The following is a 21002-nucleotide window of genomic DNA, read 5'->3' on the forward strand; positions in this document are numbered from 1 at the left end:
AGATCAGCACGTTGTCAGGCGGCGCGGCGACCGAGCCGTCGAGCACCGATTTGAGCGCCTTGTACGCCGTCTCGCCGGCCTCGAAGGAGAGGTCGTCGCAAAAAATGATGAATTTTTCCGGTCGACCGTCGAGTAGGTCGACGATGTCGGCCAGGTCGACCAAATCCTCCTTGTCCACCTCGATCAGGCGCAGGCCCTTGCCCGAGTACTCGTTGAGCACGGCCTTGACCAGTGACGACTTGCCGGAGCCGCGCGTGCCGGTCAGCAACACGTTGTTGGCCGTCCTGCCGGCGACGAACTGACGCGTATTGGCGGTGATGCGTGCCTTCTGGTCGTCGATGTTCTCGAGATCGGCCAGGCGGATCGGGTGCGGGTGGCGCACCGCCTGCAGCCCGCCGCGGCCGTTGCTCTTGCGCCAGCGGAAAGCGACGGCCGATGACCAGTCGGGGGCTGCCTGGAGCGGCGGCAGGGAGGCTTCGAAGCGGGCCAGCACGGCTTCGGCACGGGCAAGCAGGCGTTCCAGGGGCAGGGCGTTGGGCATGGTGGCAGGTATACTTCGCGGCAAATAGCGAACTCTAGCGAAACCCATGCGAAAAATCCAAGCAGCAGCCCTTTTATTTCTCACTCTCCTCGCCGGCTGTTCGACTGTGCCGCCTAGCGTCGCTCCGGTGGCCTGCGCTCCGTGTCCGGCCTGTCCTGTCTGCCCGGCGGTAGCGCCCGCTACGCCGACCATCCCTCCCGCTTTTGCGCGCTCGTTTCAGCCCGCCGGTTGGGGCGATCTCCCCGGTTGGTCAAACGATGATGCGGCCGCCGCCTGGCCGGCCTTTCTTCAGTCCTGTCGGGGTGTCGCCAGCAAGCCGCAGGGGGCGGGCTGGAAGCGTGTCTGCGATCTGGCCAGGGCGGCGGATGGCAAGCCCGGCCATAATCCGCGCCGTTTCTTTGAGCAGCATCTGAAACCCTACGCCGTCACCAGCGGCGATGGCGCGACAAGCGGCATGATCACCGGTTACTACGAACCGCTGTTGCAGGGCAGTCGCTCGCGCCGCAAAGGCTACGAGCAGCCCGTGCGCGGTGTGCCGGACGATCTGCTGAGCATCGACCTGTCGGCCGTCTTTCCCGAGCTAAAGGACAAGCGCGTGCGCGGCCGGTTGGAAGGCAACAAGGTCGTGCCCTACTGGTCGCGGGCCGAAATCGCTGCGCGTGGTGAAAAACTGCCGAGCAAAACGCTGCTCTACGTGGACGACGCCATCGAACTCTTCTTTCTCCAGGTTCAGGGCTCCGGCCGCGTCCGGCTGGCCGATGGTGGCATAGTCCGGCTCAACTACGCCGACCAGAACGGACATCCTTATCAATCCATCGGCAAGGCGCTGGTCGAGCGCGGCGAGTTGAAGCTCGAAGAGGCGTCGATGCAGGGTATTCTGGCCTGGGCGCGAGCCAACCCGGCGCGCCTTGACAATCTGCTCAACACCAACCCGAGCTATGTCTTCTTCCGTGAAGCACCAAACAGTCAGGACGGCCCGATCGGTGCGCTCGGCGTGCCGCTGACCGCCGAGCGTAGTATCGCCGTCGATCCACGTTCGGTGCCGCTCGGCTCGCCGGTCTTTCTGGCGACCACCCGGCCGAATTCGGCAATGCCGATGAACCGTCTGGTCATGGCCCAGGACACCGGCGGCGCCATTAAGGGTGCCGTGCGTGCCGATTTCTTCTGGGGCTTTGGCAAGGAAGCGGGCGAGCTGGCAGGACGGATGAAACAGAATGGCCGCATGTGGATCCTTTTGCCGACGGAACTTGCCCCGAAATAAGGCGTAGACGCACCGTTAGTGAGCGCCTGCTTGTTTATTTGCACCAATGCGGTGCAAATAAGCTGTTATGGCATTTGGCAATGCCCTGATTTATAACAATATTGGCGCACTGGAATGGTGCTTGCTTTTGGCCTCCCCATTCTTTGATTGGGGTGATTCATGGAAACGGTTCAATCCAGCAGCAACGTATTGTTTATCCTGCTCGGTGCCATCATGGTGCTGGCTATGCACGCAGGCTTTGCTTTTCTTGAGGTCGGCACGGTCCGCAAAAAGAACCAGGTCAACGCATTAGTCAAGATTTTGACCGATTTTGGCGTGTCGACCGTGGCCTACTTCTTCGTCGGTTACAGCATCGCCTACGGCGTCAATTTCTTCAGCGGCGTCGAAACGCTGATGGCGAAGAACGGTTACGAATTGACCAAGTTTTTCTTTCTGCTCACCTTTGCGGCAGCGATTCCAGCCATCATTTCGGGTGGCATCGCCGAGCGAGCCAAATTCAACCCGCAGCTGATCGCCACCTTCATGCTGGTCGGTTTCGTCTATCCTTTCTTCGAAGGTATCGCCTGGAATCAGGCCTTCGGTGTCCAGTCCTGGCTCAAGGCAACATTTGGCGAAGAGTTCCACGACTTCGCCGGCTCCGTCGTCGTCCATGCCATGGGCGGCTGGATCGCCTTGCCCGCCGTGCTCCTGCTCGGTGCGCGCTACGGGCGCTACAACAAGGATGGGCGCATTTCGGCCCATCCGCCTTCATCGATTCCCTTCCTCGCGCTCGGCGCGTGGATCCTGACGGTCGGCTGGTTCGGCTTCAACGTCATGAGCGCCCAGACCCTCGACAAGATTTCCGGCCTGGTCGCCCTCAACTCGCTGATGGCCATGGTCGGCGGTACGCTCGTCGCGCTGGTTGTCGGCAAGAATGACCCGGGCTTCCTGCACAACGGGCCGCTGGCTGGCCTGGTCGCCGTCTGTGCCGGTTCCGACCTGATGCACCCGATTGGCGCCCTGGTCGTTGGCGGCGTGGCAGGCGGACTATTCGTGGTGATGTTCACTTTGGTGCAGAACCGCTGGAAGATCGATGACGTGCTCGGTGTCTGGCCGCTCCATGGCATGTGTGGGGCCTGGGGTGGCATCGCCGCCGGTATTTTTGGCAGCAAAGCGCTGGGTGGCGCGGGTGGCATCGCCTTCATGCCGCAATTGATCATGACCGTAATGGCCATCGCGGTAGCCGTGATTGGCGGGGCGCTGGTCTATGGCGCGCTCAAGGCAACCCTGGGCTTGCGCCTTGATCAGGAAGAGGAATATGACGGGGCCGACCTCAGCATTCACCGGATTACAGCGACGCCGGAGCGCGAGCCGAACTGGTGATTTTTGATAGGAAACAATAAAGTCTGTCGGGAGACAATTAAGTCTGTCGGGGGCAAAAAAGGGAACGAGTATGTTCCCTTTTTTTAGAGTAGTTCTTTGAGTGACGCTGCCAAGCCAATTGAGCCCAGCAAGCCCAAGAAGACGCTCCATCCCCAATGCTCTTTCAGCAGTTCAATCAGCACAGCAGGATGAATGCCATTGCGTTCTTGCCAGCTTGCTTTTGTTTTGAGAGAGCCATCAAACACCCGTTCAAGTATGTTGGCCATCACATCTACTTTCCGAAGGGTGGACTGATGGAGTTTTACAAATTCTTTTTCGTCGAAGGCTTTGGCCTCTTCTGCTCCAGTTAAGACGTCTTTGGCCGTTATTGAGTTGAGAGCCATCAGGCTGTGCAATCTTCCACTATCGCCATGTGGTGCGTAGGTCACACCGTAGAGTGCAATAAGCTCTTTTGCGAGGTCGAATTTTCTGCTGTCGTCAATTACAAAAGGAAATCCTCCAAGCACCTTATATCGATGCTCGATTGCTTGAAATCCATAATTGATGTCCCGCATGTTCCAGTGAATGAAGCTATATCCGGAGCGAGATTTCAAAAAATCAAAAAACTCGTCGAGCATGTTTCGCTCAAGGGCATCGTAATGCTCAGAGATGCCCCCTTGAGGTATTCCATCTTGTTCTGCTGATTTATGGATAGAGAACGAGGATGTTTGTCCGCTGGCCAGGTTTCGGGCTGCGATTGAAGTCACTCGAGGCGTGTGTCCATCTTTGATGTCGTAGAACGATTCACATGAATAATGGAGAACAACAGATAATTCTCTCTTATTATTGATTGCATCAAAGCGTTTCTGAGCCTCTCGTCTTCGGGTAAATTTGTTCAGCTCTTTTCCCACTGCTTCTCCGTATTCTTGAATGTTAATAATGCAGTTTACATATAGAAGCTATAACGTGGTTGCACCATGCCGCCCTCTGGAACATATTTCAGTACCTTGCCAACTTGCTGAGCGACTCGCATCGTAATTGGCTCTCCTCCGTCAAATTGCGTGTTGTTCCAATTCAATTTTGTCAGCGCAAGTATTTCTTCGGCTAGCCGTCGTGGACTCTCATCGGCCTGCGCAATCTGAATTTTGAGTGGCCTAGGTACATACATTCCAGGATAGGTGGCGTAATAAGGAACGCTTCCCTTGGTGTAAAGAAGATGGATATTTTTGTCTAAGCTGAGCATTGTTCCTCTCAATGGTGGATAAATGCCGTCACGGTATAGTCGTGTGAAAGCTTTGCTCACCACGAGAAAGTCAGCCGTTTCCAATCCCTGCCCTTCAACTGCGTTGTTGAAGCCGTCTATCTCGGCGGGGCTATAGGTAGAGCTTTTGTGCATAACAACCCTTGCAGGTGGGTGTTTATGCTCTTTGCGGTACTCTGAAAGCGCAGAAGCAAGGAGAGCGAAGGCGTCGCCACTCGAAAGATGTGGTTGCCTATCATTCTTTGCAAGCTCAACCGGTTTTCCACGAACAATAACCCCTTCGCCTCGCTCATCGTAAACTTGGGCCATACTCGTCATCAGATTCGCTTGGTCTAATGAACGGTAGAAACTAATTCCAACGAAACAGGTGTGAAGTTCCGACGGATTGCGTACGATTCTCCATGGGCGGCAGTTAGCTTTGTAATAAAGCGCTGTGTGGAAATTCCAAGCCCGGGTCGCTTCATCTTGAAGACGACGCTGTCCTGACTTCTTGCTGCTCTTGCCTTTTGCATTGTCATCATATGTCTGGGGGAGGACAAGCTGCACTGGCTGATTGAGACGCATGACCTTGGCTTTTAGCATATGCCTTAGGTCTATTGTGGTTTCGTATGCTAATTGGTCTTTCTCAGTCTTAAACTCGGCTGTTACTTCACTTTCTTCCTCGTCTTCCAGTGCTACTAGTTCGGCCGGCACACCGACAATAACGACATCTGGCCGCCCTTTTTCGTTTATGGCTTGAACCTCACCTGTTAGCAGAGCCTCTCCTTCTGCAAGAGCCATATAGTGAGATTGAGAGGTAATGCGTGCGAGCTCACGTGGAGATATTGCCCGAACAAGATTCTCATCAATCTCAAATTCGGCCCTAAAAGGCGATTCAGCGCCAAAGCCCGGAAAATCAGGAAATAGCTGAGGCTGTCGGGATGCTTTTGCTTTGATGCCAGCTTTGCATTTCTCTAACCATTGGCGAATGCCATCAATGGTCTGCTGAGTTCCGACTATGCCAAGACGGATTTTTCTTGGACTTCCCTCTTGTGCATCAAGAGGGCCAAAAAGCGTCATTCCCTGACGCATATCCACGTGCCGATTATGGCCGCCAAATTCGAGCTCTGGCTCATCAAGAAAATCAATTTTCATTAGAGTAGCTCAAATAGAGTCGAGTTGGCGCTATCGGAAAGCTGCTGATTGGCTTTGTCCGACGAGGTCCATGCGGTATCGTCAATTCCCCTGTCCAGCTCGAAACTCAGTGGATTACCAAAACCTAAATGTGGATAGGGGTTACCAAACAGGTCGGGAGGGTTAATCAAAATATCCGCCCACATCATGAGCTGACCTCGAACGGCCCCATTTTTTTCTAATTCCTTGATGCCCTTGAGCCAGTCTTCATGCCATTTGCTTTGTTCGGAACCATCTTTGGTGAAAAAGTAGGTTGGCGTTACTTCGAGATACCATGAGCCATCCAAGCGTAGGAACTGAGCTTTCATTGCTGAATGCCGAAAGCCCATGGTGTGTCCCTTTTGCTTATTTACCCGTGCTTTGAATACCTCTCTAGCCGTCAGCTTTTTGTCGCCCCGGTAACCGTAGCCGTAGGATTTTTTGTCTCGTGAAGGAGGGAAAAAATAGCATGATGTTTTTCGGTCGAACCATAGCGCTTCCGGCATTGACCGGAGCATTTCGCGTAAGCAGCGATTCAACAAATTAACAAAGTCGCGCTGTTTTTCAGGGTCGTTTGATTGCGCCCACTCCTCTGCAGGGAAATCCTCGACCGTTCCTCTATCACATAAGAATTGATATTGAGGTTCTGTTAAATCACGAACAGTTAACATCCGCTTATTCTTTAACAAAAATTCAATATGTACATTTCTTCCTTGTAGGGACTCCCCAACCTCTTTCGCATCCCTAAAGAGAGTTTCGGCTAGATACAGTCGTTCAGGCAATTTTGTGACAGGAAGGAGATTGCTGACGAGAGTCTCGGTTTTGACTAAGGCCGGTGCAGTTCCGGATGGAGAAAAGGCTTGGGCTAGGTCAATTAACCTCGATTTCGATGAATCATCAAGCCGGTCTCTATTTTTAATAAAGTGGAAACGCTTTGACTCAGGCGAGGAGGCTACTTGCTCCTTAACCGATAGCCAATACGCTTCGTTTGTCGCTGGGCGGGATACAACAAGAATGACAGGAACCGTATGGGCCAGCCAATAGCGGACATCACGAGCATCTGGCCAATAGTCGAATCCTTCGTCAGTCTCGTTTTGAAGGGTAGAGACGGCTTTACTTTGAACCTTAATCAGCATCCCGGTCATTCTGCCGGTTGCTGAATCTCGTATCTCGATTTCACCGTCAATTCCTGCGTCATGCTGTGCGGTAGGACGCCACACAAGCCCCATCCTAGATATGGCGAGCTCAATCAGCCCGGTGCCCTGAGTTCCAAGTAATTGTTGGTCTGTTAGTTTTTTGTCATTCATGGCGTGCCCTTTATGCCGATGGTGACAGTGGCTGCGAACGTGCTCGAAGCGCTTCATACAACTGCGCCGGGCCGAGCAAGGTGTCTTTCAGGCCTTCCTGAATCTTCTGCGAATTCAGGGCCTGGCTACTCATCGTTGTATGGGCATCCAGCGCATCCATGATGGCGTGCAAAATAGCTTGCGACAAGTCGGGGGAGTTGGCGAACTGTTCCTTGCTGTTGTTGGCCGCTTGCTGAACCAGCGTGTCGTTCTCCAGCAGCTTGCCCTTGATGACGCCATTCACGTAAACCAACTGGTCATTGTCGGACAGCTCTCCTTCGAACAGGCCATTTACCTTCTGGATGATTTCAGTGAGCAGGGCCTTTTCCTTCTCCTGAACTGACCCACTGCCTGTTTCCGTCATTGGCTCAAGTTTCGGGTTGTCGCCTTCCTTCAGGTTCAGCGCTTGCTGCCCCTTGTTACGCAGCGTGTGATGCGTCAGCACGACCTTGGACAGGTCGACGGTTTCGCGCTCGCGACCAAAGTCGAGCAGCGGTATCAGGCGTTTGTAGAAGATGAAGCGCTTCTCGATGTCCGTATTGCCGTAGTCAAATATCTGCGACAGGAAGGCATACAAGCGGTTGAAAGCCCCCATGTCGCCCTTGAACAAAACGAGGACCGACATTGCTTCCTTGGCGGCCTTGATAGCGGCTTCATCCTTGTCGGCTTCGGCGATGGCCTTGTCGTTCTGGGCGGCTTTGTAGCGTTTAAGCAGGCGGTCGGCCACCGGGGCCAACGCTTGGCTCAACTGCGACTGGGTGCCCTTCGGGTCCATTTCGACCTGGGCTACACGGTTGACCTCAAAGGTATCGTAGTAACCGGTGGCATCGAGCTTGGCCCGCAGGTCGAAGACCAGATGCGGGTCAGTGGTAGCTTCAAGCTGGGCGGTTTCGTAATAGGTCTTAAAGGCGGCCAGCACCTCCTCGGCCTCGTTCACGAAGTCCAGGATATAGGTCGTGTCCTTGCCCGGGTAAGCGCGATTTAGGCGGGACAGGGTCTGTACGGCCTGAATGCCGCCCAGGCGTTTATCGACATACATGCCGCAGAGCAGTGGCTGGTCGAAACCGGTCTGGAATTTGTTGGCAACCAGCAGCAGGTGATACTCGGGCGCCTTGAAAGCCTCACGGATGTCACCCTTGAGGCCAGGATTGAGCAACTTGCTGTGCTCGCTGACCGGTTCCGGGTAGCTCTCCGTGTCGTTGATTTCTCCGGAGAAGGCCGCCAGGACGCCGAGCTTGTAGTTCTGCTTGGCAATATAGGCAGTAATGGCCTTCTGCCAGCGCACCGCTTCCTTGCGGCTGCTCACCACGACCATCGCCTTGGCTTTGCCGGCGAGCAGCGGCTGAACGTTCTCGCGGAAGTGCTCGACGACGGTCTGGACCTTCTGGCTGATGTTGTACGGGTGCAGGCGGACCCACTGCATGATGCCCTTGAGCGCTTCGCTCTTGGTGACCTGGGTTTCATCGTACTCCTGGCCGTTGTTGGCCAGTTTGAAGGCCAGCTTGTAGGTCGTGTAGTTCTTCAGCACGTCGAGGATGAACTCCTCTTCGATGGCCTGGCGCATCGAATAAACGTGGAAAGCCTGTGGCAGGCCGTCGGCATCCTTGCGGCCGAATAGTTCGAGGGTCTTCTGCTTGGGCGTCGCGGTAAAGGCAATATAGGTCAGGCCCTTCTCCTGCGCCGCCTTAGCCGACATTTGCAGTGCAAGCAGGGTTTCAGTGTCGATTTCGCCGCCATCCTGCATCTCGGCCATTTCCTCGGCGGAAAGCAATTGCTTGAGCTTGGCGGCCGCTTCGCCGGTTTGGGAGCTGTGCGCCTCGTCGGCAATCACCGCAAAGCACTTACCCTCGGTGGCCGACAACTCCTGCACTGCCTTCAAGGCGAACGGGAAGGTCTGGATGGTGCAGACAATGATTTTCTTGCCGTCCTTCAACGCCTGCGACAACTGTGCGCTCTTGCTACCGTGCTCGTCGTCGATGGTGGTGACGACGCCGGTGGTGCGTTGGAAGTCGAAGATGGCTTCCTGCAACTGGGCATCCAGTACATTGCGGTCGGAGACGACCAGCACGCTGTCAAAAATCTTCTGGTGCGCGGCGTTGTGCAGGTCGGCCAGGAAATGAGCTGTCCAGGCAATCGAGTTGGTCTTGCCTGAGCCGGCCGAATGCTGAATCAGGTAACGCTGGCCGGCGCCCTGCTCCAGCACGTCGGCCACCAGCTTGCGGGTGGCGTCGAGCTGGTGGTAGCGGGGGAAGATGACGCTGGTTAGCTGCTTCTTGTCGTCGCGCTTGCCGATAAGGTAGCGACCGAGGATTTCCAGCCAGCTATCGCGCTGCCAAACCTCTTCCCATAGGTAGGAGGTGGCAAAGCCGAAGGGGTTGGGGGCATTGCCGGCACCACCTGCATTGCCGCGGTTGAAAGGCAGGAAGCGCGTTGCCGTACCGGCCAGCCGCGTGCTCATCATCACTTCGGACTGGCTGACGGCGAAATGCACCAATGCTCCACCGGGAAAGCCCAGCAGCGGCTCAACCAGCCCGCCCTTGGGTGCCGGGTTGCGGTCGAAGCGGTACTGGTCGACCGCATCGGCAACGCTCTGAGTGAAATCAGATTTTAGTTCGGCGGTGGCCACCGCAATGCCATTCACGAACAGCACCAGGTCGAGCGCATCCTTGGCGTTGTTCAGCGAGTGATGCACCTGGCGCACCACTCGCAGGCGGTTGGCGGTGTAGGTCTGCTGGATGGCCGGGTTTATGCCCAGCGCCGGTTTGAATTGCACCAGGGACAGCGGCTTCTTGAGGCCGACCATCTCGACACCCCGGCGCAGAACCTCCAACGTGCCTTGCTCGTTCAGGCATTTGCGCACCCGCTCGGCCAGTACCTTAGACAGGCTGGCGCCGTGGGTCTTACTCAGCGCCTGCCAGCTTTCCGGCTGGGTGGTTTCAACCCAGGCCAGCAGGTCGGGCAGGAACAGGGCGTTCTGATTGTCGTAGTGGGCAGCATCGCCTTCGGCGTGGAGCCAGCCGTTCTGACCAAGGTGATTGCAGATGGCAAATTCAAAGTGCAGTTCCTGGTGCAGGTTGGACATCAGGCGGCCTCGGCTTCAACAAGGTGGCGAACGTCAATTTTTCCGGTGACTGCTGCGGAAATCAGGGCTGAGCGACGTTCTTTGAGTAAAGCGATGCCGCGAGCGGCTTCATTGCTCAGCGCATCAATTCGCTCAGAGTCCTCCTTGAGGAAAGCCAAAATGGCAACCTGTTCGTCGTCGGGAGCGAGAACGACATTGATGGTCTTGAACTCCTCCCAATACAAACGAAGGCGAAAATCTGTAATACCTCGAGAGTGGCGCTTTATCTCTGTCACCGCGTGTGGAGTTCGCAATTGCTGCTCGATGATAGAGGTTGAGAAGTTGCGGATAGGTCGTGCGACTACGTAGGCGGGGCTAACCATGCCAAAGACCGTTACTGAGCCAAAACCTCCTTGCCAGGCTCGCATCATGTTGTACGTCAGGTCACCAGGCGCTACTGCCTTGTATTTCGAGCGGTCATCGCTACGTGTGACCTTACGGTCCATTTCGTTCTCATCAAGTTCTTTGTCCGAAACGCCATCGTGGATTGAAACACTTAGTACAGGCAGGTCATCATTTCCAGGGATGGCAACCTCTTTGAACAGCGAGCCAAGACGACACACTTCCCAATGCGCCGGCACCTCCCCCAACCACGCCACTCCGGAATCCTTCATCGGCACATCGGGGTTCAGGCCTTTAGTGACGGCGTGGGAAATGGTGGTCTGGCGCTTTTCGGCCAGCAGGGTGATGAGCTTTTCCTGCTCGGCAATCAGCCCGTCAATCTTTGCCGTTTCGCGGTCGAGGAAGGTGGTGATTGCAGCTTGCTCGAATTCAGGTGGCCACGGTAAAGGTATGCAAGACATCTGACCTTGCGTCAATTTATCTCTGGTTGACCCATCAATGAACCCAGAAAAATCGGTGGCGTTTAGTGCATGCACTAAAAAAGTGGCCGACTTAATCGAAATTGGTCGCAGCACATGTATGTGGTTATTTGGCCAAACAGGCCCTTGGGACAGAAATGCAACCGACCGAGTTTTATCGAAGAACGGCGCACCATCCTCGCCAAGCAAGATAAGCGTTTCATCAAAAAGTGCTTCGTTCACATACCCCATGACAGAGTTTGCCCCCCAGTAAGGGACAGCACCCAATCTATCCGCTCGTTGCTCAGAGTTGAGTGGGACACGCTTTCCGTCAAGGCAGGTGGTCAAATAACGTAGTGCTTTGACATCCCAATGCGCTGGTAATGCTCCTAACCATACTGCGTCACTGTCCCTGTACTTCGGATATTGAGGCAAACTCATTCGGCCAGCTCTTCCAGCATGCGCATGATGTTGGCGGTGACGCCCTTCAGTTCCTCGTCAATTTCATGCAGGCTGCGCGGCGGCTCGAAAACGTAGAAGTGGCGGTTGAAGGGGATTTCGTAGCCAACCTTAGATTTGTCCTGGTCTATCCAGGCATCCAAGGCGTGCGGCAGCACTTCGCGCTTGAAGTAGTCGTCGATGTCGTCGCTGAGCGGCACGTTCTCTGTATCGCGCAGGGTGCTATCGGCTTGCGGCTTGCCTTTCTGCTTGCCCTTCTCGCCAAGGATGACCTTGCCGTTTGCATCGCGCAGCGGGCGCTCGACAGTGAGCGTGGTGTAACCGAATTCCTCGTTCTTGAAGATGCGGGAAATGGGAACGACCTTGACCTTGCCGCCTGCCGGCGGGGTCGGGCGCGTGGCGCCGGGCAAGACTAGCTGGCGGCTGACTTCCTTGCCGGCGGCGTCGAAGACGGTGGTTTGCTCCGCCTCGGCGAATTCACCGAACAGGCGGGTGATGTCGGCAATTTGGTCATCCGACAATTCCTTGCGCTTGCTGCCCAGGCTCTTACGCATCTTCTGCCAGAAGCTGCTGGCGTCGATAAGTTGGACCCAGCCTTTGCGGTCCGTTGGTTTCTTGTTGGAGAGTATCCAGATGTAGGTGCTGATGCCCGTGTTGTAGAACATGTCGGTCGGCAGGCCGATGATGGCTTCGACAAGGTCGTTCTCCAACACGTAGCGGCGGATTTCGCTTTCGCCGCTGCCGGCGCCCCCGGTGAATAGCGGCGAGCCGTTGAGAACGATGCCGATGCGGCTGCCGCCATCGACAGCCGGGCGCATCTTGCTGATGAGGTGGAGCAGGAAGAGCATGGAGCCGTCAGAAACGCGTGGCAGCCCGGGGCCGAAGCGGCCATCGAAGCCTTTGTCGGCAGCTTCCTTGCGCACTTCCTTCTCGACCTTCTTCCATTCCACACCAAAAGGTGGATTCGACAACATGTAGTCGAACTTGCGATTACCGTGGCCATCTTCCGAGAGGGTGTTGCCCACTACGATGTTGCCGACGTCCTGCCCCTTGATGAGCATGTCGGCTTTGCAGATGGCGTAGGACTCATCGTTCAGTTCCTGGCCGAACATGGTCAAACGGGCGGCGGGGTTGTGTTCGAGCAGATATTCGCCGGCCACCGATAACATGCCGCCGGTCCCGGCCGTAGGGTCATAGATGGTACGCACAACGGCATTGCCGGGCGTCAGCACGTCGTCGTCCTCGATGAACAGCAGATTGACCATCAGGCGGATGACTTCACGCGGGGTGAAGTGCTCACCGGCCGTTTCGTTACTGATTTCGGCGAACTTGCGAATTAGTTCCTCAAAGACTAGGCCCATCTGGGCGTTGTCGACTGCATCTGGATGCAGGTCGATATTGGCGAACTTCTCCGTCACCAGATAGAGCAGACCTGACTTGGCCAGGCGTTCGACCTGGGTGTAGAAATCGAAGCGCTCGAAAATGTCACGGGCGGCCGGAGAAAAGCCCTGGATGTAGGCGTATAGGTTTTCCCGAATGTGGTCCTGGTCGCCGAGCAACTTGCTCAGGTCGAGTGGCGAGGTGTTGTAGAAGCTTTGGCCAGCCTTGCGTAACAGGAAGGGGTCAGGATTCAGGCCAGCGGCCGTCTTGGCTGCGAACTCGGTCAGTACCGCCGGCTTGCTGCTCTCCAAGACGCAATCCAGGCGACGCAGGATAGTGAAGGGTAGGATGACTTTGCCGTACTCAGATTGCTTGTAGTCGCCGCGCAGAAGGTCGGCAACAGACCAGATAAAGGACGATAGTGCTTGGTGATTCATTGATATGGTTTTCTTTGTGCGGCGTGACAGTGGGTGTGGTTCAGGCGGGCCAGTAGACGCGCTTCAATGGCAGTAACACCCGAGTTTCCAGGTCCATGGCTTCGTAGTGCTCCAGAATGGCCTCCACGAGGTCATCGAGGTCCATCAAGGTAATTGGGTTATTTGCCCGCTCGGCTTCGTAATACGCCTCTCGGGAGAAACCACCAGTGCTGACGTACAAGCCTTTGTCACCAGGGTGGCGGATGACTGCAAGAAAGCCTCGTACCTCTTGGGTACCCATTTGGCCACGGCGATGTTTCACTTCGACAATAATGCGCGGTTGTTCGAACCCAAAACCGTCGGGCGAGGCCACAATATCTTTCCCGCGGTCGGGGCCTGATGGAGAAACGCGAGTCTTGTAACCCATAGCGCGGAGCAATCCTGCGGTCAGGTCTTGCATCTGCTCCCAATCGAGTTTGCTGACTCGGTCTTTGATGAACTCCATCGATTTCGACTGAAGGTCTTGTAATAGGTCCTTCTCTTCGAGTGCTTCCTCTTCTTCGCTGGCTTGTTTCGGTTGAGCCCCACCTATCAGAGCTTCAATTTCGGCGATACTTTCGATTGGGACCTTGAAGAGGGTAAGCGTCGAGCCCAAGGAGTTCTTCGCCTTCAGAGTCAGCGCATCACGCGAGACCTCGTGCTTCCATTCAACTTGGCGGAAAGTCGAAAACTCTCCGTCAAACAACCCGCCGTCGTATTGGGCAGCACTAGCTATTCGGCCGACAAGGTAAGTGCGTCGGGCATTGTCATAGGTGACTATTTGGTCGCCGATTTGAAGTTCACGCACGAACCGGAACATCTGCCCGGCAGCGTTATGCTGCTTCGGCTTTGAATCCTCGGGATAGGCTTCCTTCATGCGCAAGAAAAAAGCTTCGCGGGAGTTCAGGTCCAGCGTGTTGCCAGCTTCAATCCAGCCAATAGCCACGAGGGATTTCGATTTGAATTCCGGGGCCAGACGACCACCACTATCAGCGCGCACGAGCCAAGTTGAGGCCATGGCCTTCCCTTATTTGATAAAAGCTTTGAATATAGCGCGAACTACGCAAGAGGCATACTAAATGCTCAGCGTTTCCAAATCGCTGGCAAGACCTCCTGAAGCCACTCTCGGTCGTTGTTGTACAGCCATTGAAATCCGTTATTTGGCATTCTGCGAATGGTTTTGATGGGCATGCCTGGATGGGCGTTCAATACAGCAAGCAATTGGGCGCGGTGCTTCTCGGTTTCCTTGGCGGTATGAGCAGTTTCCCATTGAGCTTTGAGTTCCGGATGTTGCGCCAGATAGTCCTTTATGAATGCTGGGCGCAACGATAGCACCCGAGCAGTTTCTCCTCGATTTTGCCCCTCATGCAGCATTGCACGCAGTTGTTTTTCTCGAGGGGTGCCAACAATATGTGGGCGCCGCGGGCGGGCTACATCATTTCGGCGATTGAGATGCGCCAGTGCTTCGGCTGCTGGAATGTCGAGAACGCTGGCGGCAGAACTAACGGAATGGCCGGCCTTCTCAATCAGATTGATGAGTTTTTGACTGGAGTCGGTAACTAGCTTTTGGGCACTCTGGATGCCATCCATTGAAATGGCCCCTTCAACTGTTGCGTAGGTTCTGAAAAATTCTTCCGGTTCGCCAAATAGGAAGTTCATCAGCGCGAGATGTTTTGAAGGATGGCGCCGCCCGGGATGCTGACGAAAAAGGCTCCCAAGGAATCCACCGTTCACACCGCCAGCGCCCCTCACGAAGTGAAATGCAGGAATGGATTCCAGATTGGCACATTGAGATAAAAATGAGTCTTGCAGCGCTTTCAAGCGGAGTGAACCGTCCAGAGCAAGCCAACCCCGGCTTTTTGCCCGTAAGAGATAAGTAAATCGCAAGGCCGTTTCATTCAGGTGATTCTCGGTTTGGTTCACCAAAGCCATTGTCCAGGTTGCGATAGCAGCAAGAAGCCGGCGCTGACTGGTTGTGACATCGAAGCTTGGGCTCAAATGAGAAGCATCGAGTTCATGCACCAAAAGAAAATCGGCTGAAGTACGGTTGAGTAATTCGTCTTTTGTCTGAACCAACAGGCACCCATGCCGTTGGCAAATGCATATCGATGGCCAGAGATGCTCGGTTTTCCACCAAGATATTGCGTATGCAGCCAATTGCTCCTTGGCGCACTCGGGGCAAAAGCGCAGCGGTGAACGAGTTGCTTGGCCATCCTTTGACAACCCCAAAAGAGCTCGGGCAGGGACGCTGTTGCCGTTGGCAAGACGATGGTGAATTTCCGCCATGCCAATTGAGGATAAAAATGGCCGGTAAAAACCGAGGATGGTTCGTTGCACCAGTAGGTCATCCAGGCATCCAAGGTAGTAATTGGTGTTGTGTTGGAAATTGCCTAGATGAAAAGGAAGCTCGGGCCGAAGGCCAGCGGTGGGATGTCCAAATAGCTGTCGGCTGGTGGCACGAGGGTTGTTGCTACCGTTCAATCGCTGATAGCGCGCACACCAGCTGTAGAGCGTTTCCCCTGCAAATGGCTTCGGTAAGCAATCGTATGTCGAGGGAAATAGGTCGTTAGATGCTGCTGAGCCGTCTCCCTCGTTTGCCACCTGCCCTCCTGTGTCAGAAAATCAGACTTAATGTATGAAATACTATACTTTAAGCCTTTGAGAGTGTGACCCTTCAGCTCACATAGTGGGGGAGGTTTGCAAGTGCTTCGTCGCTAGATTCGTAGATGAGTGCCATTGCGAGTGCGAATGCATGGGGCTGGGCATGCCGAACCATCACGGTGTTGTCGAGTGCTGGAAAAGGGGTGCCGGGCTGTTTCGCATTTATCGAAGGGAATGTTTCTTCGAGCCACCAGCCAGGTAACAGCCCCAAGGCAAGGTCACTGAGGAATTGGCATTCAGGGTTGTTGCCTGTGTTGATGGATTTGTTGGCTGCTACCAAACGCAGGGTCTTCGAGACGTCGCGCATTCTGGTGCGGACTGTCCTCGTCAGAAAGGCATGCATGATTTCCGAATAGCGCGTTAGCACCGGCCAGTAGGTGGTTTCCGGTTGCGCCCCTGGAAAGGTGCCTGTAGCTAGATTGGTGCAGGGGGTGTCGTTTAAGAATGCCTTTTCGGGGCAGCGCAGAAGTGACTCGCCGTGTTTTGAGCACCAACTTACTCCCCGTAATTGATGGCATCTCTGCCAATAGGCGTATCCCCAGCGAGCGTGCTGGCTAGCCGCGCATTGTGGGCAGAAATAGGCTCCGGGTTTTTGTGTCAGTTGCCACCACTGCTTGATGAGCGCTTTGAATTTTGGACTGCCGTGAGGAAGGCCTGAAAATTCGAATGTGATGGCGCTGTGCGCAGGAATGAGCGTGTGATTTTGAACGAAACTTTGGACGTCTGTATTCGCAGCGAGCGCCAGCGCTTCTATTCGTTGAGTGCGACTGGGTGGTAGCGCGAAATATTCAATCAGTGCTTCGACCGTCTGAGTTGGCGTGCCAAAGAAATTGAGGATATGAACTCGTCCCCAATAGCCAAGCACGAACTCATCCGGCATCACGGTGGGCAGGATAGTCATAGGATTGCACTCAGCTTGAGGCGCATGAGGGATGCGCTCAGAGGCTCAGCGGGACATTGAATGGTTGGTTTGCCGAACGGCAACTCTCCCCATTCTACGGTACTTGCGCTGTAGCCCAGGGGGGAGTCAGGCAGCGATTTTTTGGCTGGCGCCAAGTCTTTGGTCTGCTACGCCGTTGACCGCTTGTTTTGCCAACTGCGACTTAAACAACTGGAACAAAGCGAAACGAGCTTCAGCTCCCAAAAAGCCTTCCGGCTGCTGACGCACGTGCTCCTCTACGAGTTCAAATGCCTGCCGTTCTAAACGGTATTGGTCGCTGTTGGGCAGTTGTCCTATTGACGGTAAATCACAGAAGAGAATTTTAGTGAGATTGACGCCTGCTTGGGCTATCGCGGCCAGGTAGCGCACGGTTGGCGAACTGGTTTCCCGCTCGTACTGGCTTTGTGCCAAGCGTTTAATCCCGCCAATCTCCGCCAGTTGAGACTGACTTAGCCCCAGCCGTTTACGCTCTTCGGTGAGGCGTATCCCAAAACCATTAGGAATTGTAGAGATAAGTTTGGACATGTGCGACCCCCTGCCCAAGAGTGGACACAGCTATGGCTTAGTATGGTAATGTGCATGAATTAACATGCAATTATGGTGATATCCATGTTTAATATACCTCAGAGCATACATTCTGTCAAGTGCGTACGTGCCGTTTTTGAGGATAGCGGGATTTCAGTTGCCGAGTGGGCGCGGGCCAAGGGGTTCTCGACATCGCTTGTGTATCAGGTTCTCGAAGGCCGCCGGAAGTGCCTTCGGGGTCAAAGCCATCAAATTGCAGTGGCGCTCGGCATTAAGCAGGGCTCCATCGTTAGCGTCCAGGAATTAATAGCCCGCCTGGGTTGAGCCCAGGTTAGCAAGAACAAGGTCAGGAGGAAACAAGAAATGTAGAAACGAAAAACCGGACTCACCTTTCGGCTTATCCGGCTTCGCCTGCTTGCGCAGGAAATACTGATGGTTGGCGCTTTCAGTATCTCCAATCCAATCAGGCGAGTCAAGGCCTTATTGCATCTTTTTTCATGCTCGGCAGGCAAGAAAGGATGCCCTGTGCCCAAGAAAACGTTTGATTTGGAGATTGCCATCATGCAATTAGAGCAACAACTGCAGGCTCAGCAGCTAGCTGCTGATGATTTGTCGACTAATAAAACGCGAGCCAAGCGCACGCCGAGTGAAAAGAAGCTACGGCGCATCTCAAAGCGTCAATCAAATCCCACTTGGGACAAAAACTATGTCCCATCGATTCTGGCTGTGCGGGGAGAGGCCCCTTCTATTTCGCATGCGCTGACAATTACACCTGAAAAACTCGATAAGCGAGAGGTACATCTGCTATCGCTCGCTGAATGTATGGCGGCAATTCTTGGTTTGTACCATCCCAATTCTGTTGGACTCCAAGAGCAGCGGGCATTTTCGCGAGGAGGGAGTCCCCATCCCCTTCACAATTTCGAGTTGGCATCTCCTGTCGGCCTACTGCCCCTTAAGGGTATTGTTGATGTCGCCGAGCGGCTTGGTTACCTAGAGGCGCTCCCCAAGGTCAGAATCAAGGATGCCGAAGCTATTGGCGGCTATCGATGGGTGGTCTTTCCATTTATTGGTGACCTTCTCTGGGCAATGAGAGCGAAAAATGGTCGTTGCTATGCCCTCAATTGGTCAATCAAAGACAGTGAGGATGCATTTAAGCGGCCACTCGAATGCAAGCGCTTCATCACTCCGAAGGGGCGGCTGGCTGAGGATTTATTGGTTCGGCATGAGCTTGAGCGTAACTATTACCAGGATGCCGGTATTCGAACGGTTTTTCTGGCAGCGGATGCAATTGACCAGCATGTTCGCTCCAATCTTCGGCAACTATTTCTGCATCACAGCCGGAAGGTATCTCTTCCGCGGGGCGAGCAAGAGGAGCTGATTGAACGCTTCAGGGTCTGCGTCGAGAGTGGCGTTCCGGCGCTTGAGCTCATCGCTCGTTTGACTGGCGCTGGAAAATATTCACTCGACGATTGTCGGAATGTTCTTTATCAGGCCATATGGTTCCGCCGCCTCCGAGTAGACCTCTTTCAGCCCATCCTGATTAACCGGCCGTTGAGTCCAGAAACACGGGATGTTATCGACGTATATGCCAATTGGTTTGGTGAGGTGGCGTCGTGTTAGTCGGAACCTGTCTGGTTGCTCCCGAAGGATATGGGTCGTTGCCCAAAGATATGGCGCACCATTTCTTGGCTAACAATGCCGCTTCCAACAGAGTTTTGTTGGTTCGGTTCTCCTGGGGGGCGAAGGGGGCAGCACAAGCCCAACTGATTTCCCTCGAAAGTAATGACTTTATTGCGGCAACGGCGCGCAGAGAAATACTACTAGCCGAGCCGCAGCCGACCCTGCCGCCCTGGCTTGAATCTCTTAAGGGAGAGAACCTGGGACTCCGGGACGCCGAGCGCCAGCGAGGGAAGGTGCCGCACTCCCAGCGAATAGAGCAACGATTGCTGATTATCGCGAAGGCTGTCGACGACATGCCCAAAATTTTGCTTACAGACAATGTTGTAGAGGAACTGAATCGTTATGCTCGGCAAGCCAACCCACCACAAAATGTGACTAGATTCCGTTTGTGGGTCCTTACCTATTTGTGTTTCGGACGCAATTTCTGGTCATTGTTACCGCCATTCCAAAGGGCGGGGCATTGGGACCGAAAGAGGTTGGCCCCAAAGAAGATGGGGGCACCCTCAAAAGCTCATGGAAGACGTTACGGCTATGGCATGTCCCTGGACATGGCCAAGCGCTGTGACAAGGCATACGTGAAATATCTTGGCCTAGGCAAGTCGATGTTAGCAATCTATGAAGAGACAATGCGCAAGGAGTTCGGCTGTGTTGTCCTTTTGCAACCATCTGGAATGAAGGTTTACGCACACCCGGAAGGCAAGCCTTTTCCGACACAGCGCCAGTTCCGTTACCAAATCGGCAAAACTTATGGCATCGAAACTGTCCAAAAGAATCGTTATGGCTCCGCCCGTCATCGGAACAGATTGGCGCCATCCATGGGCAACTATTCAGCGGATGTCGCCAATTTGATGGAAAAGGTCGAGTCAGATGGGTACTTCACTACGGAACGTCCCAGGGGGTATCTGGAAGGCAGCGTTCTAAAACCGTTGTGCGTCGTCACCAGTCGTGACCTGTTGTCCGGGATGAAGCTCGGTATTGGCTTTTCATTTGGTTCTGAAGACGGAACCGCATACCGCATGATGATGTTCTGTATGGCTGTTCCGAAGGACTACTTCTGTCGCCTCTGGGGCTTGAAATTTAAGCGAGAGGAGTGGGCGAGCCAAGGCTTGCCACCGCATTTCAAAGTGGACCGTGGACCTGGCTCAAGCCTGAATCTGGTCGACGAAACAGCTAGGTCTGTTATTCGAAACCTTGTTGAGTCCTGGTCCGGACAGTCGAAGGCAACGATTGAATCATCTCACCCGCGTGATGTGAAGTTTGAGGGCCAGCCCACTTATGTCGAGAGCGACTACACACCGGTTGCTTTGTGCCGGCGTGAAATTGTGCAACTGGTCAAATACAACCACACGGCCGACATGTCGGCACGCATGGAGATAGATAGAGAGCTGGCATTTGTTCCACCGACACCGCATGCCCTCTGGAACCATTACGATGCCAGATTAAGGAATTCAGCGAACCCCATGAGCATAGACGATGCTGTCCGGGCATTTCTTACGCCCGTGAAGCTCAAGGCCAACAAGGATGGGGTTTTCCTGGATGGTCGCCGATATGACTCAAAGGAGCTCAGAAAGTCCGGATTGCTTAAGCGCATTGCTAGGGCCGGTCAGTCGGAGGTGGCTATCCAAGGCTACATGATGGACCTTTGTGTCAGGCACATCTGGATTGAGGTTGACCGCCAGATATTGCTGCTCGACGCCCAGTTAAAGATTCGCGAGGACGAAGAGTTGTTATACATCTCCTGCACAGAAGTGGAGCAATGGAATGAAGCCAGGGCAGAAGTAAATTCGGCTTTCAGGGTTCACGTGTCGGCAGCTACCACTGATTTCATAGAGTGTTTTGAGTCGCAAACTGGAGTTAAATGGCAGGAAGGCAAGCGTAAGTACGGTCGCCCGAAGAAGGATGAATCATCGCGCCAAGAGGTGCTGGAGGTGCAGCAGCAGACGGCAAAGCGTAAGTCGGCATGACCCATTCCTCAGAAAATCCTTGGGTCGAGCGATTCACCCTGTTACTCAATCGAGATGAGATTCGGCGAAGGGTCGAAGTGGCTCCCCGGCTCTTCACCGAACCTGAGCTGCTATC

General features: G+C 54.5%; 16 protein-coding genes. 5 read left to right on the top strand and 11 right to left on the bottom strand.

Features of this window, described 5'->3' with window-relative positions; translation table 11 throughout:
- On the bottom strand, positions 1-541 hold a 541-nt coding region (locus ADADOO_RS00065; protein WP_511274118.1), incomplete at its 3' end, for an ATP-binding protein.
- 106 nt (positions 542-647) lie between these two features.
- Here ADADOO_RS00065 and mltA point away from each other — a divergent pair.
- Both mltA and ADADOO_RS00075 read left to right on the top strand, forming a co-directional pair.
- Positions 648-1802: a murein transglycosylase A gene (mltA, locus tag ADADOO_RS00070; protein ID WP_511274119.1), complete on the top strand. Its 1155-nt coding sequence runs from the start codon at positions 648-650 to the stop codon at positions 1800-1802.
- 159 nt (positions 1803-1961) lie between these two features.
- On the top strand, positions 1962-3164 hold the full coding sequence (locus ADADOO_RS00075; protein ID WP_511274120.1) for an ammonium transporter: 1203 nt from the start codon (positions 1962-1964) through the stop codon (positions 3162-3164).
- An 83-nt stretch (positions 3165-3247) separates the two neighbouring features.
- Here the strand turns inward: ADADOO_RS00075 and ADADOO_RS00080 are convergent, their stop codons facing one another.
- The 10 genes from ADADOO_RS00080 to ADADOO_RS00125 form a co-directional block, all read right to left on the bottom strand.
- The gene (locus tag ADADOO_RS00080; protein WP_511274121.1) at positions 3248-4054 is read right to left on the bottom strand and encodes a hypothetical protein; all 807 of its coding nucleotides are present in this window, start codon (positions 4052-4054) and stop codon (positions 3248-3250) included.
- 35 nt (positions 4055-4089) lie between these two features.
- Positions 4090-5538 carry an argonaute/piwi family protein gene (locus ADADOO_RS00085; protein WP_511274122.1) on the bottom strand — a complete coding sequence of 483 codons (1449 nt, stop codon included), beginning with the start codon at positions 5536-5538 and terminating at the stop codon, positions 4090-4092.
- Positions 5538-6863, bottom strand: coding sequence for a DUF4365 domain-containing protein (locus ADADOO_RS00090; RefSeq protein WP_511274123.1), 1326 nt, complete (start codon positions 6861-6863; stop codon positions 5538-5540). The genes ADADOO_RS00085 and ADADOO_RS00090 overlap by 1 nt, the downstream gene beginning before the upstream one ends.
- 10 nt (positions 6864-6873) lie before the next feature.
- Positions 6874-9984, bottom strand: a complete 3111-nt coding sequence (locus ADADOO_RS00095; protein WP_511274124.1) for a type I restriction endonuclease subunit R — start codon at positions 9982-9984, stop codon at positions 6874-6876.
- Entirely contained in the window at positions 9984-11264 is a 1281-nt protein-coding gene (locus tag ADADOO_RS00100; protein WP_511274125.1) for a restriction endonuclease subunit S, read from the bottom strand. The genes ADADOO_RS00095 and ADADOO_RS00100 overlap by 1 nt, the downstream gene beginning before the upstream one ends.
- Positions 11261-13099: a type I restriction-modification system subunit M gene (locus tag ADADOO_RS00105; protein WP_511274126.1), complete on the bottom strand. Its 1839-nt coding sequence runs from the start codon at positions 13097-13099 to the stop codon at positions 11261-11263. The genes ADADOO_RS00100 and ADADOO_RS00105 overlap by 4 nt, the downstream gene beginning before the upstream one ends.
- Positions 13100-13139: 40 nt before the next feature.
- Positions 13140-14135, bottom strand: coding sequence for a restriction endonuclease (locus tag ADADOO_RS00110; protein WP_511274127.1), 996 nt, complete (start codon positions 14133-14135; stop codon positions 13140-13142).
- Positions 14136-14200: 65 nt separating this feature from the next.
- The gene (locus ADADOO_RS00115; RefSeq protein ID WP_511274128.1) at positions 14201-15718 is read right to left on the bottom strand and encodes a TnsD family Tn7-like transposition protein; all 1518 of its coding nucleotides are present in this window, start codon (positions 15716-15718) and stop codon (positions 14201-14203) included.
- Positions 15719-15791: 73 nt separating this feature from the next.
- Positions 15792-16679, bottom strand: a complete 888-nt coding sequence (locus ADADOO_RS00120; RefSeq protein WP_511274129.1) for a TniQ family protein — start codon at positions 16677-16679, stop codon at positions 15792-15794.
- A 126-nt stretch (positions 16680-16805) separates the two neighbouring features.
- Positions 16806-17243: a helix-turn-helix domain-containing protein gene (locus ADADOO_RS00125; RefSeq protein ID WP_511274130.1), complete on the bottom strand. Its 438-nt coding sequence runs from the start codon at positions 17241-17243 to the stop codon at positions 16806-16808.
- 84 nt (positions 17244-17327) lie between these two features.
- Between ADADOO_RS00125 and ADADOO_RS00130 the strand changes: the two genes are divergently transcribed.
- The 3 genes from ADADOO_RS00130 to ADADOO_RS00140 all read left to right on the top strand — a co-directional run bounded on the left by ADADOO_RS00130 (position 17328) and on the right by ADADOO_RS00140 (position 20887).
- The gene (locus ADADOO_RS00130) at positions 17328-17567 is read left to right on the top strand and encodes a BcepMu_gp16 family phage-derived protein (RefSeq protein ID WP_511274131.1); all 240 of its coding nucleotides are present in this window, start codon (positions 17328-17330) and stop codon (positions 17565-17567) included.
- A gap of 108 nt (positions 17568-17675) precedes the next feature.
- Positions 17676-18863: a PDDEXK family nuclease gene (locus tag ADADOO_RS00135; protein ID WP_511274132.1), complete on the top strand. Its 1188-nt coding sequence runs from the start codon at positions 17676-17678 to the stop codon at positions 18861-18863.
- 38 nt (positions 18864-18901) lie between these two features.
- The gene (locus ADADOO_RS00140) at positions 18902-20887 is read left to right on the top strand and encodes a TnsB C-terminal domain-containing protein (protein WP_511274133.1); all 1986 of its coding nucleotides are present in this window, start codon (positions 18902-18904) and stop codon (positions 20885-20887) included.
- Positions 20888-21002: the final 115 nt, after the last annotated feature.

It is taken from the genome of Azonexus sp. (genome assembly GCF_036170495.1).
Taxonomy (GTDB): Bacteria; Pseudomonadota; Gammaproteobacteria; order Burkholderiales; family Rhodocyclaceae; genus Azonexus.

Bases quoted from the DNA above. Each gene is read 5' to 3' on its own strand.
- ADADOO_RS00105 (WP_511274126.1), bottom strand. From the start codon at position 13,099: ATGAATCACCAAGCACTATCGTCCTTTATCTGGTCTGTTGCCGACCTT.
- ADADOO_RS00125 (WP_511274130.1), bottom strand. From the start codon at position 17,243: ATGTCCAAACTTATCTCTACAATTCCTAATGGTTTTGGGATACGCCTC.
- ADADOO_RS00075 (WP_511274120.1), top strand. From the start codon at position 1,962: ATGGAAACGGTTCAATCCAGCAGCAACGTATTGTTTATCCTGCTCGGT.
- ADADOO_RS00095 (WP_511274124.1), bottom strand. From the start codon at position 9,984: ATGTCCAACCTGCACCAGGAACTGCACTTTGAATTTGCCATCTGCAAT.
- ADADOO_RS00085 (WP_511274122.1), bottom strand. From the start codon at position 5,538: ATGAAAATTGATTTTCTTGATGAGCCAGAGCTCGAATTTGGCGGCCAT.
- ADADOO_RS00135 (WP_511274132.1), top strand. From the start codon at position 17,676: ATGGTTGGCGCTTTCAGTATCTCCAATCCAATCAGGCGAGTCAAGGCC.
- ADADOO_RS00100 (WP_511274125.1), bottom strand. From the start codon at position 11,264: ATGAGTTTGCCTCAATATCCGAAGTACAGGGACAGTGACGCAGTATGG.
- ADADOO_RS00090 (WP_511274123.1), bottom strand. From the start codon at position 6,863: ATGAATGACAAAAAACTAACAGACCAACAATTACTTGGAACTCAGGGC.
- ADADOO_RS00130 (WP_511274131.1), top strand. From the start codon at position 17,328: ATGTTTAATATACCTCAGAGCATACATTCTGTCAAGTGCGTACGTGCC.
- ADADOO_RS00110 (WP_511274127.1), bottom strand. From the start codon at position 14,135: ATGGCCTCAACTTGGCTCGTGCGCGCTGATAGTGGTGGTCGTCTGGCC.
- ADADOO_RS00120 (WP_511274129.1), bottom strand. From the start codon at position 16,679: ATGACTATCCTGCCCACCGTGATGCCGGATGAGTTCGTGCTTGGCTAT.